The 16,431-nt window shown below is 45.2% G+C and carries 12 protein-coding genes; 3 read left to right on the forward strand and 9 right to left on the reverse strand.

The features are described 5' to 3' along the window. Nucleotides 1-344: 344 nt before the first annotated feature. Nucleotides 345-1,727, reverse strand: coding sequence for an amino acid permease (locus GX348_08190; protein ID NLP42157.1), 1,383 nt, complete (start codon nucleotides 1,725-1,727; stop codon nucleotides 345-347). A 378-nt stretch (nucleotides 1,728-2,105) separates the two neighbouring features. Between GX348_08190 and GX348_08195 the strand changes: the two genes are divergently transcribed. Further along, nucleotides 2,106-2,726 carry a DUF3298 and DUF4163 domain-containing protein gene (locus tag GX348_08195; protein ID NLP42158.1) on the forward strand — a complete coding sequence of 207 codons (621 nt, stop codon included), beginning with the start codon at nucleotides 2,106-2,108 and terminating at the stop codon, nucleotides 2,724-2,726. A 560-nt stretch (nucleotides 2,727-3,286) separates the two neighbouring features. Here GX348_08195 and GX348_08200 read toward each other — a convergent pair. After that, a complete protein-coding gene (locus GX348_08200) occupies nucleotides 3,287-6,526 on the reverse strand; it encodes an autotransporter outer membrane beta-barrel domain-containing protein (GenBank protein ID NLP42159.1) in 3,240 nt (1,079 codons plus the stop codon). Beyond that, nucleotides 6,520-7,725 carry an autotransporter strand-loop-strand O-heptosyltransferase gene (locus GX348_08205; protein ID NLP42160.1) on the reverse strand — a complete coding sequence of 402 codons (1,206 nt, stop codon included), beginning with the start codon at nucleotides 7,723-7,725 and terminating at the stop codon, nucleotides 6,520-6,522. Before GX348_08205 ends, GX348_08200 begins: the two co-directional genes overlap by 7 nt. A gap of 440 nt (nucleotides 7,726-8,165) precedes the next feature. On the opposite strand from GX348_08205, the gene GX348_08210 reads away from it, so the two are divergent. Next, the gene (locus GX348_08210; GenBank protein NLP42161.1) at nucleotides 8,166-8,705 is read left to right on the forward strand and encodes a hypothetical protein; all 540 of its coding nucleotides are present in this window, start codon (nucleotides 8,166-8,168) and stop codon (nucleotides 8,703-8,705) included. Between the two features lie 47 nt (nucleotides 8,706-8,752). Further along, nucleotides 8,753-9,586: an OmpA family protein gene (locus GX348_08215; protein ID NLP42162.1), complete on the forward strand. Its 834-nt coding sequence runs from the start codon at nucleotides 8,753-8,755 to the stop codon at nucleotides 9,584-9,586. 7 nt (nucleotides 9,587-9,593) lie between these two features. Here GX348_08215 and GX348_08220 read toward each other — a convergent pair whose 3' ends face one another. The 6 genes from GX348_08220 to pgaD all read right to left on the reverse strand — a co-directional run bounded on the left by GX348_08220 (nucleotide 9,594) and on the right by pgaD (nucleotide 16,405). Beyond that, nucleotides 9,594-10,721, reverse strand: coding sequence for a hypothetical protein (locus GX348_08220; protein NLP42163.1), 1,128 nt, complete (start codon nucleotides 10,719-10,721; stop codon nucleotides 9,594-9,596). Continuing rightward, nucleotides 10,667-12,922, reverse strand: a complete 2,256-nt coding sequence (locus GX348_08225; GenBank protein ID NLP42164.1) for a tetratricopeptide repeat protein — start codon at nucleotides 12,920-12,922, stop codon at nucleotides 10,667-10,669. Before GX348_08225 ends, GX348_08220 begins: the two co-directional genes overlap by 55 nt. A gap of 206 nt (nucleotides 12,923-13,128) precedes the next feature. Continuing rightward, the gene (locus GX348_08230) at nucleotides 13,129-14,310 is read right to left on the reverse strand and encodes an MFS transporter (protein ID NLP42165.1); all 1,182 of its coding nucleotides are present in this window, start codon (nucleotides 14,308-14,310) and stop codon (nucleotides 13,129-13,131) included. A 65-nt stretch (nucleotides 14,311-14,375) separates the two neighbouring features. Beyond that, a complete protein-coding gene (locus tag GX348_08235; protein NLP42166.1) occupies nucleotides 14,376-14,804 on the reverse strand; it encodes a MarR family transcriptional regulator in 429 nt (142 codons plus the stop codon). 623 nt (nucleotides 14,805-15,427) lie between these two features. After that, the gene (locus GX348_08240) at nucleotides 15,428-15,595 is read right to left on the reverse strand and encodes a hypothetical protein (GenBank protein NLP42167.1); all 168 of its coding nucleotides are present in this window, start codon (nucleotides 15,593-15,595) and stop codon (nucleotides 15,428-15,430) included. 93 nt (nucleotides 15,596-15,688) lie between these two features. After that, the gene (pgaD, locus tag GX348_08245; GenBank protein NLP42168.1) at nucleotides 15,689-16,405 is read right to left on the reverse strand and encodes a poly-beta-1,6-N-acetyl-D-glucosamine biosynthesis protein PgaD; all 717 of its coding nucleotides are present in this window, start codon (nucleotides 16,403-16,405) and stop codon (nucleotides 15,689-15,691) included. Nucleotides 16,406-16,431: the final 26 nt, after the last annotated feature.

The raw sequence follows: 16,431 nt of genomic DNA on the forward strand, positions 1-16,431 counted from the left end.
AACACCTTTAACCCTTGCGGGTTCATGTCAAACAGTTTTCCTGCATACGCACATCCTAAAGCACCCAGACCAACAAATGTTACATTCTGAATTTTTCTCAAACCAATCACTCCTCGGCAAATATCATAAAAATCGGAAAAGCCCACATAAAACTTCTTGTTCTATGCGGGCTTCTCGTTATCCTCTTGTCACTATATTACTTGAAGTTTACCCGTAGGCCGGCGTTGAAATAATAGTTGGGAGCAGAGGTTTGGGTAGTCCCCCCAGTGGGATAAAAAAATAGAGGCAGCCCGTTTGAGGTGCTGCCTCATGACTTATAATACTATTAAATATCCCTGTTACTATTATAGCAATTGGCGGGTATTTGAATTACCAAAGTTAGAGTTTCTGGGTTTAAAGAATACTCCGAGCGCCATGATAACTGCGAATATGATAAGATAGAAAGCAACTGCTTTTCCATGGGAATAGCAGGCTGCAACTACCATGAAGATACAAGCAAAAGTTGCAAGAGATGGCATTACAAAGCGTTTAAAACAGCTTAGCGAAGTTTCTTTTCGCATTATCATAATGAAGATCGGGATGTACATTGCGTAAAGGGTAACAATAGGCAGCTCGGAGCTGTCAAAGCTAAAGGGGCCAAACCAAGGTTTAGGTGTAAGATTTGCGCCAAAGAAGTACAAAAGCCATGCACCGCACAGGAGAAGACCCATTATCGAAGAATTGGTCGGCATGTTAGTATTTTTATCGATGCCTTTAAAGGTCTCCGGCGAAGGCCCAACATCTCTCGCTGCCAATGCGTAAAAACCGCGGGTACTGCCCATCATCAAGCCGTTTAACGTGCCGAGACAAGAGATAACAACAAAGACGAATAGCACTACACCACCTGCGTTTGTGAATACAGTTGAGAACGCCAGTTTTGCGCCTGCTTCGCCGCCTTTCATAATCACACTGTTTTCCACCGCTCCGGCAAGGCCGGTGTAATATAAGATATAAATCAAAGCAACGAAAAGAGTGCCGAAGGTCAGCGCTCGAGGCAAGTTTTTCTTGGAATCTTTAAGTTCGGCATTAATACTTGTGGCAATAATCCAGCCTTCATAAGCAAACGCGGTTGCAACAACTGCGGTAAATAGAGGGTTTTCGCTTACATCGGCAATGACACCGCCGGTGAAATTTTCAATTAAAATGCCGCTTTTTAAGCCAGAAAATATGCCGACTACGGCCATTAGTGCGAGCGGGATAAGTTTTATTATCGTTGTGGAAACCTGAAACTTACCGGCAAGTCTTGGCGAAAGCGCATTTAAGGCATAGCTTGCAACTAGATAAAACCCAGACAGTGCCATTGCCTCTGCTCCGACAATATTCCACCCTAGTAATACGCAGGTATACCGTGCTGAAACCCAGGCAAGTACCGAGGTAATAGTTGGATAGTAAATAACTGCCATGAACCAGCCGATGAAATAACCATACTGGCCGCCGAGCGTAACCTCAGCGTAGTCGACAATACCGTTTACTTTTTCATACATTGTGGCCATCGTAGCAAATACATAGGCGCAGACAATCATAATCATTCCGCCGATAGCCCAGGCTAGAATACCTAACGGCAGATCACCTCCGGTGGCAGTTAAAATTTTCTCAGCTTTAAAGAAAACCCCACTGCCAATTACAATTCCAACAACCATAGCAATTGCGGTCAAAAGGCCATACTTTTTCTGAAGAGCATTTTCCAAAGTTATCGACCCCTTAATACGTTTTAATGCATTTTGGAATTCAGAAGGTTTTTTAGAGCAGGTTTAGTAAGATTGCTATAAGCTAGAAAAATAAAAAAAACACTCCGTAGAGTTCAGAATTATCTAAGGTAACCATTAACTTAGACCATACTTCCGCCCTACTGTATAAATCATATTTCTGCTCTTAATTCGCAAAAAACCTACTGATTGCTCCATACTACACATGACTATTATATACTGGATTATCACTATATGGAATATATGGTAATAATAAATGTAAAAGCGATGATGGATTATTGTTAGCGAAGATCGAAGGTTTTGACTCATAGGAGCGGTTTTCTGCTATAATTACACATAATAACGGAATAGGAGAAAGCAATGAAAAAATCAATTATACTCACAGCTATTATTTTAATAACTTTAGTGAATATCGCTCTGGCACAGCAAAACACCAATCTATTTGTTGTAGACCATAAATATCAAAAAGGTTCTTTTGATATCATTTATCCTTATTTCAAAGGCATGAATAATACGGCCGCTCAGGACAAGATCAATAAGGAACTTAAAATAATGATTGATAAATTTATTGCAGACAATAACAACGATACGACCAGCGAAGCTATCGTAAAATATAAAGTGCATCACCTTTCACCGGAGATGATAAGCTTTACCGTTACAAGATATACCTATACCGGTGGCGCTCATGGCGCTTCCTTTAGGGAAGGTTATACATATGACTTAAATTCAGGTGAACGGTATGAATTTAGTGATCTGTTCGAATTTGACAGTTCTGCCAGGGCTAATATTAATGAACAGATTACTGAACAAATTAAAGAGCGAGGCATTCCCATCTTCGAACCTTTTCAAGGGATTAACGACAGACCGTTTTTTTACATCGCGGATAATGGTCAGCCAATCATATTCTTTCAACAATATGAAGTTGGCCCTTATTCAGTAGGTATACTAGAGTTCGCTGTTATGGCCAAAAAGGTTAATTAATATGCACAAATTCGTAGGCGCAGAAACTGGCATTAAGTCCCCTGTCAATACTATATTGGGAGCTAATGTTGGGTACGCTGAGGATCAAAAATAGTACAAAGCTTCAAGCGGGACTTACCGGAACAACGAAATGCTTTAAGGATTTATGGTAATTTAGATTGTGCATCAAATATGAGGCTGTCTCCAAATAGAAGTTCAAAAAAGAGCCAAAAACCATTGCTCAATGGCTTGGCTCTTTTTCGTCGATATCTCTTCTATCCAGATGTTTGGGTAAACACGGGGTTAGGTTTTTTGTTTTTTGACTTATTTAAAATTCCCGCTAATTAACGTTTGAATACTGCCATCTTCCAGTTCCCAAGCCATGACCTACCAACGCTCCCGATATCAGAAGAACTAAACCGTGCATAGTATTCTGTAATAATAATTGACCTTATCCCGGCTCAATAGACACGATAAACGCACAATATCTAATGAATTCATAGAATCCTTTGATGCTAAAAAACTTAATACAGTATGTCTAACGGATATACCTATATTCTCGTATATGAGGTTCTATACGTTTAGAAGTTCCACCTGGTACCCAAGTTAACTTGCCAAGGAGTTTTCACCTTGTCGCCGGTAGTACGGCTGACTTCCAAATAGCCATCGGTCTTTTCGCTCAATGCACCGGTGACGCCGACTGCCAGTTCCAGCCAATTTTCTTTCAGGTTCTGTTCTAGCGTCACCGGTGCATGACCGCCTGACGCCATAGTGACACGCGAGTTAGCATTAAACTCTCTAACCAACGAGGCCTTTGCATAGAAGTTACCACTGTCAGTTGTACGGCCTGCAGCTAGTCCCAGACGGCCGATGACGCTGTTTAAGCTGTTGTGGCGGACTGTAGTGCCGTCACTAGCTGTATAAGAGTCTGAACCAATTCGACCCAGGGTTAGCTCGGCCTGCGGTTCCAGGTACCAATTACCGGCAAGCTGTTTACGCCAGCCGTATTCGGCTGAGAAGCTGGTGCCCCAGTTGCGGTAGCTGCCGCTCACTTTGGTATTGTCCGGATCATTTAGGTAACTATCATAGCTGGTTTTCAGACGCCCTTGTTTGATGATGAGGTCAAGGAAATGTCCGCTTTCACCTAGCCAGGCGGCATAACCGCCAATGCTCAGGCTGGTCGCATCGCCGCTGCCATGTGCCAAACTAAGGTCTGAGTCAAGATAGCCGACGACGTAGCCGGCACGCCAAGTGCGGCCCCAGAAATCGACCTTGCTATCATGACCACCCTGGATGGCGGTATAGCGCTGGGTGGTGCTGCGGGTACCGATATTGGCGATTTCCTGCTCACCTTTGTAGACCTGCACCCAGTCTCCGCTTTCTCCAGGGTTGTTTCGCAGCTCGCCCATGCGCCGGATCAGGCTGTTATTCTCCTGCCGCCAAATCATTAGGCTGCCGGTTGCAGCATCAGAGGCGGTGTAGCAGGTCTCACTGGGTTCAGGCAACCCGGAATCAGATAAATCAAGACCGGTAATTGACCAGACAGTGCCGTCCGGACTGGCTGCCAGGGTCGGCGTGTAACGGTAAGCTCCGTAGTCGGTGGCGACTGCGCTAAAGCCGATACCGCTGCCAGGTACTGCGGCAAAGGGCACAGAAACGCCGTCAATCGTATCGTCGCTTTCGTATAAGGGATCATAGGCAATCTGCAGAGTGTGCTGCACCGAACCGCCGCTGGCAATGGTGATGTGGTCGGCTTTGCCCTTCGCCAGGTCGGTGGCAATGATAAAATTAGCTGCGCCGGTAAGTTTATCAATGGTAAGTCTGCGGTCCGCAGTCTTGTTGATACTTTCTGGGGTAACGTTACTTAAAATAATTTTGCCGCCGGTTACCGTCAGATCCTCGATAGTATAGGATAAGTCGTTGTCCAATCCTGCTTGAATACTTCCCTGATTCAGGATAGTGCTGCCAGCTAGAGTAGCTCCGTCATTGATGAGGATGACAGAGCCGCCGTTGATAGTGGTATCTGTGACAATGGCGCCTGATCGCACAGTTTGCCAGCCGCCATTATGGACGGTAGTGTTCGTGGCACTACCGCTGTTGTACACATTCTGCTTCCCACCGCTGTTGATCGTGGTGCCAGTGGTGCTGCCATCCGCATTCACATTTTGCTCGCCACCGTTGATTGTGGTGCCAGTAGTGCTGCCGCCTGCATTCACATTTTGCTCGCCACCGTTGATTGTGGTGCCAGTGGCAGTGCCGCTATTGTATACAATCTGCTCCCCGCCGCTGTTTATCATGGAGCTGCTGGCGCTGCCGCCATTCACAACCTGCTGACCACCGCTGTTGATGGTGGTCGCACTGGCTGTGCCGTATAACTCCTGTAAGCCGTAACTATAGATGTCGCCAGCGGAGTCAATAAATCCATTTATGGTAGTGTTATTAGCGATGCCGCCTGTAGACACAATCTGCTGGCCGCCGCTGTTAATCGTGGTGTCGGTAGCAGTACCGCCAGAGAACACCTCCTGTTGGCCGTCGTTGATCGTGGTATCAGTGGCAGTACCACCACCGTATACCTTCTGATCGCCGAAGTTGTTGATCGTGCTGCTAGTGGCAGTACCGCCAATGTTTATGTCCTGCCTTCCGCCGCTGATGGTAGTGTGAATAGCCTTGCCGCCGAGGCGTACATTTTGTTCTCCTCCTGCATGAATAATCGTGCTAATAGCACTGCCGCCGGACACGTCTTGCTTGCCGCCGCTGATCGTGGTGCCGGTGGCACTGCCGGACAACTCCTGCGTACCGCCGCCGTGGATGGTAGTGCCAGCAGCGCTGCCGCCATTGTATACATACTGCCAGCCTTCGTTGTTGATAGTGGCACTTACCGCGGTAGCGCCACTAGAGACAGTCTGCGTGCCGCCGCTTTGAATGCTGCCGTTAGTGGCGGTACCGCCGGAGTGCACAGTCTGCTTACCGCCGTCCATAATCATGCTGCCGCTGGTAGTGCCGTATACAGTCTGCGTGCCGTAAACATTGAGGTTATTGGCAGTGCCGCCCAAATACACATTCTGCTGACCGCCAGCACTGATAATGGTATTGGTGGCAGTAGCGCCGCTAGATACTTGCTGGATGCCGCCGCTTTGAATAGTTGTATTGGTAGCGATGCCGCCGGATCCGTTATGGAAACGCACTGTTTGATTACCGCCACTGTGGATAAGGGTGTCTTCGGCACTACGATACACAAACTGTGTGCCGCCGCTAATAGTAGTATCTTTCGCTGTGCCGCTATGCACATTCTGAATGCCACTGCTGATTATGGTGCCACTGACGGTGCCGCCGTTCACGTTTTGAAATCCACCGTTAATAATGGTGCCGGTCGCGCTGCCGCCGGAGCTCACCAACTGGTGACCGCTGTTGATAGTAGTACTGGTGGCACTGCCACCGTTATTCACATTCTGTATGCCACCGTTAACAACGGTGTTGGTCGCGCTGCCACTGGCGTTCACATTCTGCGTGCCGCCCTTGTTGATGATGTCTCCGTCGGCGGGGCTGTTCTCAAGTTCGACATTTTTTGTAACTCCATCATTTATTACCTCTGCATAAGCGGTGCTAAAAAACAAGCGATCTAATAGTTGACCGCCGCGGTTGAAGCTATTGGCCAATTCCCGCTCAATTTCGCCTCGCCTGGCGACGGGGGCGGTGACATCGATAGTGGCCAGGGGGAGAGCGATTGGCGCGGCATTATTGAAGCCGTTGACCAGAGCGATAACAACCGCAAGCTGCTTTTGCCAGCTGCGGCTTTTGTTCTTCTTGATTTGTTTTACCATGAATTTTTTCGCTCCTTTCTTGGTTGCAGGTTATAATCAAGCATTAACCGGTCAATTATACCGTTTACATAGTCGGCATTAATGAATCGGGTACACTCGAACTGCCGGTCGGTGTTCTTGTGCCGTGGGCACCAGGCAAAATCATCGTGCTCGAATTCAATGGCGCTGTCTGTCCAGCAGCCGTTGCAGACATGATAATTGATAGCTCTGTAGGGGGTGTAGAATTCAGTGATAGGCAGGCTGAATCCACTGATAATAATCACTGGCTTTCCCACCGCCCAGGCCAGCCAGGATAAACCGCTGGAAAGCCCGACAAAGAAGTCAGCGTGAAAAAGAAGGTCAACCCGCTCTATGAGGGGTAACGAACCTGTAAAGTCCTCAGCTCCATAGGGAATGGTGTTCCAACGACTGCCTGATCCGTGGCAGCTTTCCTTGTCGATGCATAACACACGGTAACCCTTCTCCTTTAAATATTTGACCACATTCATCCAGCCGGATCCGTTATTCCAGTACTTGGCCTGACTGGTAGCCTGAGCGGCAATACAGACATAGGGTTCTGCGATCAGCCGCTCTGGGTTTTGCGGCAATATACAAGGACGGATTTCCACTGGGTCTAACCCGAGAATATAGGGAATTGTTTTCTGTAAACCCACGATGCGCCAGTCCACCGGCTGATGCATCCGGTCATCACAAGGGAAGAAAATGCCCATATAATATGAAGCATAAAGTTCCGGAGGGCGTTCGTCCGGGCCGATGAAGTGCAATTCTGGGTAAGCGGGGCTGAACAAGTCGGCTAGTTCGGGCGCCATAGCGCAATAGACCTCACAATTATGCTTATACTTAAAGACCTGGGCATAGGGAAACCAAGCAATAATGTCACCAATGGTGCCAACAGGAAATTTAATGAGAACTTTTTTACCGGCGAGGGCAAGGTCATGGCGAAGCACGAGTTGTTCGTCAAGATAGATTTCCAGGCCAAAGTTGACGTAATATTTTTTGGTGCTGGTAGCAATGACATTGTCAGCCTTGGCGTCATAGAGGGTAACGCAACAATCGCGGTCAATAATTTTGACACGCCAATTGCCGGCCGGAACCTTGATGCGGGCACCGTAGTTGAAGTCGAATTCTAGGCCATCAATATCAGTTTTACAGGTGAGAGGGCCAGCATCAAAAGATACATAGGGCTTTTTAGTCGACATGTTGCCGACGGATTCCAACTGCGAATCATGCATAGGCTAAAGTCCTTTCTTTGATTCTTGTCGATAAATCTACTATTTATATATGATAGTTAATGATTCTGAACAAAAATTGAACATAACCGTGGACTGAAGCAATTTGAAAGAATACTAAAAGCCCCCGAAATCGGGGGCTTTTAGATCAAGCCGCTTGGCTGTGAAAACTAGTCTTATTTTAAAATGTTCAATTTATGTTCAGAACGAACTGCTAAAATTGGATTATTCAGTAAGTTCATTTGTGAAAGCAGTTCTCTGTTTCGACTATTACTGCAAGGAGGTGATACTGCGTTCAATTGCGTCAAGCGTAATACGCCGCGAAAGCATCATAGGTAGAGGAGGGCAGTTTGTTGCCTAATTGGATGGTAGAACTTAGAGATATTTAATCAGTTGAAGGAGGTACAAAAATGAAGAGAATCACCATCGTATTTGTTGCGATAATCCTAATGGTCGCAACTCTTGGATTGGTTGGCTGCGGCACAAACAAGGAAGCAGCTAAGGCGCCGCCAGCTGCAGCACCGAAAAATGTAAACCAACAGAAATCGACGCCTGTGGTTGCAGACAAAAGCAAATATCTGACGGTCGCTGATGTCGAAAATGTCAGTGGCCTAACAGGAATAAAACTAGTGGCGAAAGACCCAAATAAGGGAGCGGGCGGAGACCTGAATTTTGCCACAGCTGATGAAAAATTGTTTGTAATGTTTAAACTGAGTAGCGCTTCAGCGTATAAAACCTATGCGAATTCTACAAATATGTTCCATTCGACAATCACAGGAATTGGTGAGGAAGCATTTATCGGACCGAAGAATTCGCCTCAATACGGCTTACTATTTCGCAAAGGCCAGCATACGGTAGAGTTATATAGCTATTTAGTCCCTCCCAACGGTACAACGCTGACGATAGATCAACTTAAGCAGTTGGGCAAGATTGTAGAAAGCAGATTATAGACAATAATTTAATCAAAGGGGGGAAGGCGGTCACGAGCCGCGATCAAATGAAGAGAACATTATTGCTGATTGTATTCTGTGCTCTATATCTAGTTACGTTACCGGTCGTATGGGCAAACCCAGATGATGGGGCAAGTATCCCCTACTTTTCCCGTATGCCTAACTATTATGTCGATGACAATATGGATCGTGATTTTGATGAATTCCACTTTATTACCTCCGATGGAATCCAGACAATAGAAGGGAAAAAATATCAAGTAATCTATTCGATAAATGATGATAAAACTGCGGCCAGTCCTTTGCAGATCACTCGCAATTACGCAAATGCAGTCGCAGCCATGTCTGGCATCAAGCTGTTCGAAGGGGAAAACGCTGAAGGCAGAGTAGGGCGAGTCGCAACATTTAAGGTAATAAAAGGCGATAAGGAGCTTTGGCTTGATGTTAACGCCTACAACGACGGAAATGCATTTACTGTAACCTTGATTGAAAAGGAAGCCATGTATCAAGACATTACAGCAAGCGGTCTCCTGGAATCACTGAATAGCGCCGGACACGTTGCCGTTTATCTTAATTTCGACACGGCAAGAGCAGATATTAAACCAGAACATGATCAGATCATCACAGAAATCTATCGCTTGCTGGCAGCTAACCCTGGTCTTAAACTAACCATTGAGGGACATACTGATACGATTGGTTCAGCAGAGGACAATAAACTGCTGTCTGAAAAGCGCGCACAGGCAGTAGTAAAAGTACTGGTACAGCGCGGCATAGCTCCCGATCGGCTCAATGCAGTCGGATATGGCTATGAAAAGCCTATTGCTGATAATTCGACTGAGGAAGGACGAACTAAAAATCGCCGCGTCGAACTGGTAAAAAAGTAGTCCGTTCCTAGCGAACTAGCTGGCAGTATAGTCGACTAATTTCAGGAGCCGGCTCTAAACCTAACTCTCGTTTCAAGACATCCCGCAAGCGCTGATATTGTTTCTTGACCGCCACCCGATTTCCTTGTTTAGCATAGGTAGTCATCAGCAAGCTATGAACCTCTTCGGCAAACGGGTCTTCTTTCTCAACAGCTTGCAATTGGAACACCGCGCGAGTGTAGTCTTGCGCGGCAAGGTAGTAACGTGCTAGCCGGATACGGGCTTCGATATAGAGATGGCTTAGGTTTGCCCGTTGCGGCAGCAGCCACGCGTAGTCCATCTCCTCCAAGTAGTCGCCGCGATAAAGCGCAATCGCCTGTTCTAATAACCCAATGGCTAACCCCGGATCAGCCTCTGCTTGCAATCCCGCCGTTACCGACTCCCGGAAATTCTGCCGGTCGCTCGTGAAACTCCCGGGGCGTAATTGGTATTGTCGGCCACTATATAAGATACTGGCCCGACAGGCTGTCTTAGCCAGAAATTTCCTTAGATTGTATAACGTGGTGTGAAAGATAACAGTGGCACTATCGACATCACTATCTGGCCACAAATCCTCCAAAATTTTCTCTTTACTGACAGGTTCGCCGCGATCAACTAAATAAGCCAGCAAATCACGGGTTTTCAGCGTGCGCCAACTTGCCGCTTCCACCTCGTCTCCTTGCATCAAGACTCGAAAAGGACCGAGCATATCGATTTGCAATACCGGAGCAGCAACTTCGCTAAGACTCTCCCCAACTACGGGCATATCAAGTCGCTTTTTCGTCAATCGGGCAATCTGACGCACCTCACAATCCGAGTCGGTTGTTAAGCGAAGTATAGCCATTTCCGCTTGCATGCCTCCAATTTCTGCTAATGGCGCAATAGTCCGCTGGCGCACCGCAGGATCTAAATGAGTGGCAAGTTCCAACAACATCGCTAAAGCAGCTTCGCCTTGACGAACGAGGGTTCGTTGCACAAAAGTAACTTCAATGCCCGATTCCATGCCAATTTTCAATATGGGCTGAAACATTGCCCGATAAGTTAAAAATATTTGCAGATAATTCAGTTCAGCAGCAAATTGCAACGCCTTTTTTGCGAATGCTTGCATGCTAGCCATTTCATTATCATGAGAATAGAACCATGCCTGAATCGCATAGGCGTGACAGACTGCTTTTTTAACTTCATTTTCTCTAACGCAGCTATCGCTTCTTTCAGCATGTCTGCCCCTTCGCGCAAACTACCTGTCTGCGCGAAAACCACTGATCCGACTGACCTGCACACAGCCAGTGCAAGACCGGATAGTTGTTTTGCTTCCATCAGGGCTTCTTCACTTTTGACCCTCGCCTCGATCCACCTGCCCTGTAAGCCGAGACATTGAGCCAAGAAGATTAAATTTAGGACAAGGTAGAACCGCCCGCCATTGTGATCTCTAATCAACTGAATTGCTCGATTATATTGTTCCTCTGCCTGCTTCCACTCACCTCGGTCAGCATGAATACTGGCCAACTGAATATATGCTGAAGGCAGTACTTCGTCTAGACCGAGGTTTTCCTTAATCGCTACATTCCGTTTAGCATAATCGAGGGCTTTATCGAACTCACCCCAGTCCTGATAGATGGTTGAAATACTGTCTTGCATATAATAGCTTGGCAAAACCCGGTCCAGCGAAAGTTCTGCCGCTTGTTGATACGTTTGCAGCGCCTTATGATAATTTCCCTGCATATAGAGGAGATCACCTAATCCCTCGAGGAGATGGATCAAAAAATACTTTTCATTATTCCATTTAACGATTTCGATAGTTGAGCGCAAAGTCGCCTCCGCCTCACTTACTTGTCCTGTCATGAGTAAGCACAATGATTTTTCCAATGTGACAGTTAAGGTGAGGGGACATGGGGAACCTGATATTTGTCCCAAAATCTCCTCCAAAATCTTGAGACTTTTTACAAACTGACCATAACGGCACAAAATCTGTGCTGCCAGCAAACGACTTTCTGTTAATGCTGACAAGTCCCCGTTGCCAGCAAACAGACTTGTCGCGCGACTTGCCCAGCTCTGTGCCTCGGCCAAACGGCCACGACGGACCTCGACGGTGCCAAGATACAAAGATAACCACGGGTCGGTAGCCACGCGCTCAATAGGCAGCGTTTCTAACCAGCGGGCAACGGTCTGCCAGCCCCCGCGGTTTAGTGTCCTCTGCGCTACTTCCTTGATAATCATGATGGCTTCTTCATAAGAATCTGCTGCAACTAGATACTCTACCGCACTTTCTGCTTCTCCCGCTTCCCTAAACAGCAGGGCAGCCCGATGCAATAAGGCCTGACGCCTGGTGCCTAACCGTTCCTGTAGGAATTCCCTAAACAGTTGGTGATAGCGATACGTCTTTTTTTTGCCTACGAGTGAAGTGAGGAAAATTTGCTGTCGAGCGAGGGAGTCTAATATTTGGTAGGATTCACTGCGTTCCAGCAGTAAATCGCAAAAATCAGGAGTCATAACTTCTAATACAGAAGTGGCTTCCAAAAATTGTTGTATTTCTTTCGGCTGCCGGTCAAAAACCTCTGATGCTAAATAATCGTAGATTTCCTGCACCTCGTTATTGTGCAAGAAAGCCTCGATACTGGAGTGCGAAGTCTCAAGAAAGTGGAGAGCAGCTGGCCAGCCGGCTGTTTTCTCTTCCAACTGGATCAGCAATGTCTCTGATAGTTCGATATGCTGTTTAGCAAAAACATTGCTGATTTCTTGGCTGGTATAGCGCAATCCTTCTATCCCGACGTGGTATACCTTGCCACTAAGGGTCAGTCGCGAAATTGAAAACGGCAGCGACATCCGGCTGGCAATAAGAATTTGAACGTTGTCTGGAAGTTGTTGCAATAATTCCTGCATCAAGCGATGAATAGTTGGTGTGGTTATCAGATGATAGTCGTCTAGTACGACGGTCAGGTTACCTTTGATCTGCTTGTTCAAGCTCTGGGCGAATACAACCGCCAATAGACGCAGATGTTTTTCTATTTTTCCATGTGCGATGATCTGTAGCACTTCTTTTCCGAACCCCGGGAAATACTGTTCCACTCCGGCAACTAGATATTGGAGAAAGACCGCCGGGTCGTTATCATACTCATCCAGTTGATACCATACTAGCGGCTTCTTCATGATTCCAGCCAGTTGAACCATCAAGGTCGTTTTCCCATAGCCAGCAGGCGCCGAGATAACTACAACCTGTCGATTCCCGGACTTTAAAATCAATTCCCAAAGCTGTGGGCGTTCAATCAGCTTCGCGCCGAAATAGGGTGGCCGCAACTTATTAACTATCATTGCAGTCATTTAGAATCCACCTCCAGGCACAGTCACACGTGCTGTTAAATTTCCATTTTTCACATAATTCTGGAAATATTTTCAGTTTCCTTTTTTATTACAAATTACTTGTCAAAAAGCCACAAACCGATCCTGTGTTCAATGCCGGATTGTATTCATTTGTACGTAATTGTCGATTTGACTTGTTCTACTTTTGACTTATTTAATAATAGCCGCTAACTAACATTAGAATACTGCCATCTTCCATGCACTACATAGTATAAGAAGACAGATAGAAAAACCATTCCGGCAAGTATCATATACATTCCGCGAAAACCAACGATAGGGGCTATACTCCCTATTAAAAAAGGGCCAGTTCCGATCCCTAGGTCAGCACAAAAGAAAAAGGTTGCGGTGGCAAGCCCGATGCGGTGTTTTGGCACTTCTTTCATGGCAATAGCTTGGGCGCAAGACATAACAGTTCCAAAGCCAAGACCAACCAACGCTCCTGATAGCAGAAGAACTAAACCGTTATCAGCTTGGCTAAGCAATACTAAGCTTAATGTAAACAATAGCAAGGCCGGATACATAACTATATTATCCCCTTTCATATCCAGCAACCGACCCGTAAAGGGTCTTGAAATTAAGATGAACACAGCATATACAATAAAATAGAAACTTGCCGAAGCTGTTAAGTTAATTTCTATTGCATAAGAATTAAGAAAGGTCAGAATGCCTGAGTAAGCTATTCCGGCGAGGAACATAATGGTTGAAATAGGAAGCGCACTTTTTTCGAAGAAGTCTTGCCATCTAAATCCTTTCATCGCTTCCAGTTGTTCGCTGGTTATTCTTGCTTCCGGTATCTGTGCCAGTAACATTATAAAAATACTCATTGCAGAGAAAACTGTACAGACAATAAACATCATGTTGAAATCAGCATGTTGCATGATAAAGATGCCTAAAAAAGGTCCAATTGCCGTAGCAACGGTTGGATTTAATGAAAAGTAACTTATTCCTTCTCCACGACGCACCCTCGGAATAATATCAATTATGGCTGTTGACATTGCCGTTGTGGCCACACCAAAAGCTGCTCCATGTATAAAACGAACAACTAGCAACAAGATTAAGCTATCTACTAGAAAATATGACACCGTGGCAATCAAAAACAAAGCCAAGCTTCCAAGAAGCATCTTTTTATGACCAATTACCGCCATGTATTTTCCTGCCAGGAGACGCGAAATAAGCGCACCAATGACAAAAATGCCAGAAGCCAGACCCGCTTGGCTTTGTGAAGCATTAAATTGTTCAATGGCATAAATCGTCATTGTCGTCATTAATAAGTAAAAAGTCAGAGCAACAAAGAACGTCGTTGCAGAAATGATAATAAAGTCTTTCGTCCATAATTTAGCCTTACTCACCTTGCCTACCCCCAAAACTATAACTCCCTTTTTAACATTGCATGCTATGTATTTACGCAAACAATCTATTCTATATTGCTTAGTGCCAGCTTCAGCAGACGGCTGAACTCTTCTCGTTCCGGGCCGCTCATCCCCTGCAGCAATTGTTTTTCTGCCACCGCAGCATTGGACTGCAGCACATCCTCCAATCCAATTACTTTATCAGTCAGGTACACACAATTATAACGAGCATCACGAATGCTCTTTCCCCGGCTAATAAAGCCCTTCTCTTCCAAGCGACGTACGATACCTGTGACTGTAGGATTAGTAAGCATCAGATGATTCTGTACATCCAATTGATTGATTTCCTCACACCCTTGTTTCTTCAACAGAAAAACTAGCACATCTATTTGCGCTGAAGTCAGCCCAAAGGATTCTGCCTTTTGGTTGCGGTATTTGACCAAAGAATTACCAAGCTGACAAATCATCCGTACATTTCTATTTTGATTCGCCACTACTCCACCCCCAATAGCTAGCATGCTATGTATTATATCACAGACCTCTCAAGTAGAGCCAGTACGGGTAATCCCATAAGGGAACATCCCTTTGCGTTCCCGGAGGTGCCAATAACCCCGCCCCCTTGACAATCAGCCTAGTAGTTTAGCTAATATTTGGTTAAACTCTTCATCAGTTGCTATGTCTCCAGTCAAACAAGGGTACTCTTTATTTTGCCAATAAGATAAATTTTTCATATTTTTTCTAACGCTTTTTTCTGCAAATTTTCTAGTCATGGAGGAGTCTAAGCTCATAAAAAATTGAACTCCGCCTTCAAAAATTTCATATTTTGAAACCGTCCTTTATATAGATATACGTATTTCTCAAACTTTACAAGTAATCACTTGCACTTCTATGTCCGGGCGAGGTAGACTGTCCCTCCTTTCCTAATACCCTTCCCATAATCTATCCGCATAGTCTTGAAAACCGTCCACACAACATACGCTCGTGCTCCCGCACTTGGGACAACATTCTAAATACCCACCATCTCCTATCGGTTTCAGTATGGCTCCCTCTGTATTAAACACTTTTCCACACTTTGTGCATTTTATAACTGCCATTTCTTCTCTCCTTATAAGCTTATCTAATTGAAACAGGGGAACCGTCCTCCTGTTTCAGTTAGATACTTTTCAAAACCATTGGTAAATTGTGAATAAATCCCCGATAATAAGTACTTCTTTCTATTAAAATTTTTAATATCATATTTTACCTTACTTCCATAACCTCCTGCTAAATTCATTCTTTTACCCATAAAACGGCCTCTTTTCTATTTCACGGATCAGCATTGGAGGGCAAGCTCTGGACAAGACTAAAACCTTCTCTTAAATACGTCAGGGTGTTGACATTAGTTTTTAACCAGTTCCTTGACTATTTCCACATTTAACCCGCCGCTATCTAGTGGATTAATTCTTGCAACTTTCATATCACGGGCACTAACCACCATTTTTTCCGGAATAGCGTAATAGCTGGCAATAATACTATTCGATATGGGCGGACGCGGCTTACGGCGATCCAAACGCCCAAACCTCCAGTAATTCCAATTAGCCCAAGTCAGCATAACCAAAAACATCGCTAGTGCGAAAACAAAGATTAGAAACAACATATTCTCTGTTCCTTCAATGATACTTGGTAGAAAAAGCCTATCGTACACGAGCCGACCACCCAAAATCCACACAACTGCAGAAAAGAATGTTTGAAAAAAATATAGAAAAACAAGCCAAATCGAAGCTGAAGCAAACACTTCTAAACCACGAATAATCGGTTTTTGCAAAGCTGGTTGATTAATTACCATCTGGGTTTCCAAGCCAGCAGCCTCCTCATTTTCTCGAGGTTTATTTAAAAAAAACATTTGTATAATGTTATAAAAAAACAACCCGGTAATAATTACAAATGTACCTATTATAACAAAGAATACTGCCAAATCTTTTATTAGCAACTGTCCAGGGCTCTGAATGTACCCAAAAACATAACTAAAATACAACACACTGGCTGCCAATAGGCCTGCAATTATAAACATAACCTTGCTGCCTAAAACCCGGGACAATTTGTCATTGATATTCAAAAAAAACCCTCCATATCGCAAAACTG

This window comes from Veillonellaceae bacterium, from assembly GCA_012523975.1.
In the GTDB taxonomy this organism is placed as follows: domain Bacteria; phylum Bacillota; class Negativicutes; order JAAYSF01; family JAAYSF01; genus JAAYSF01.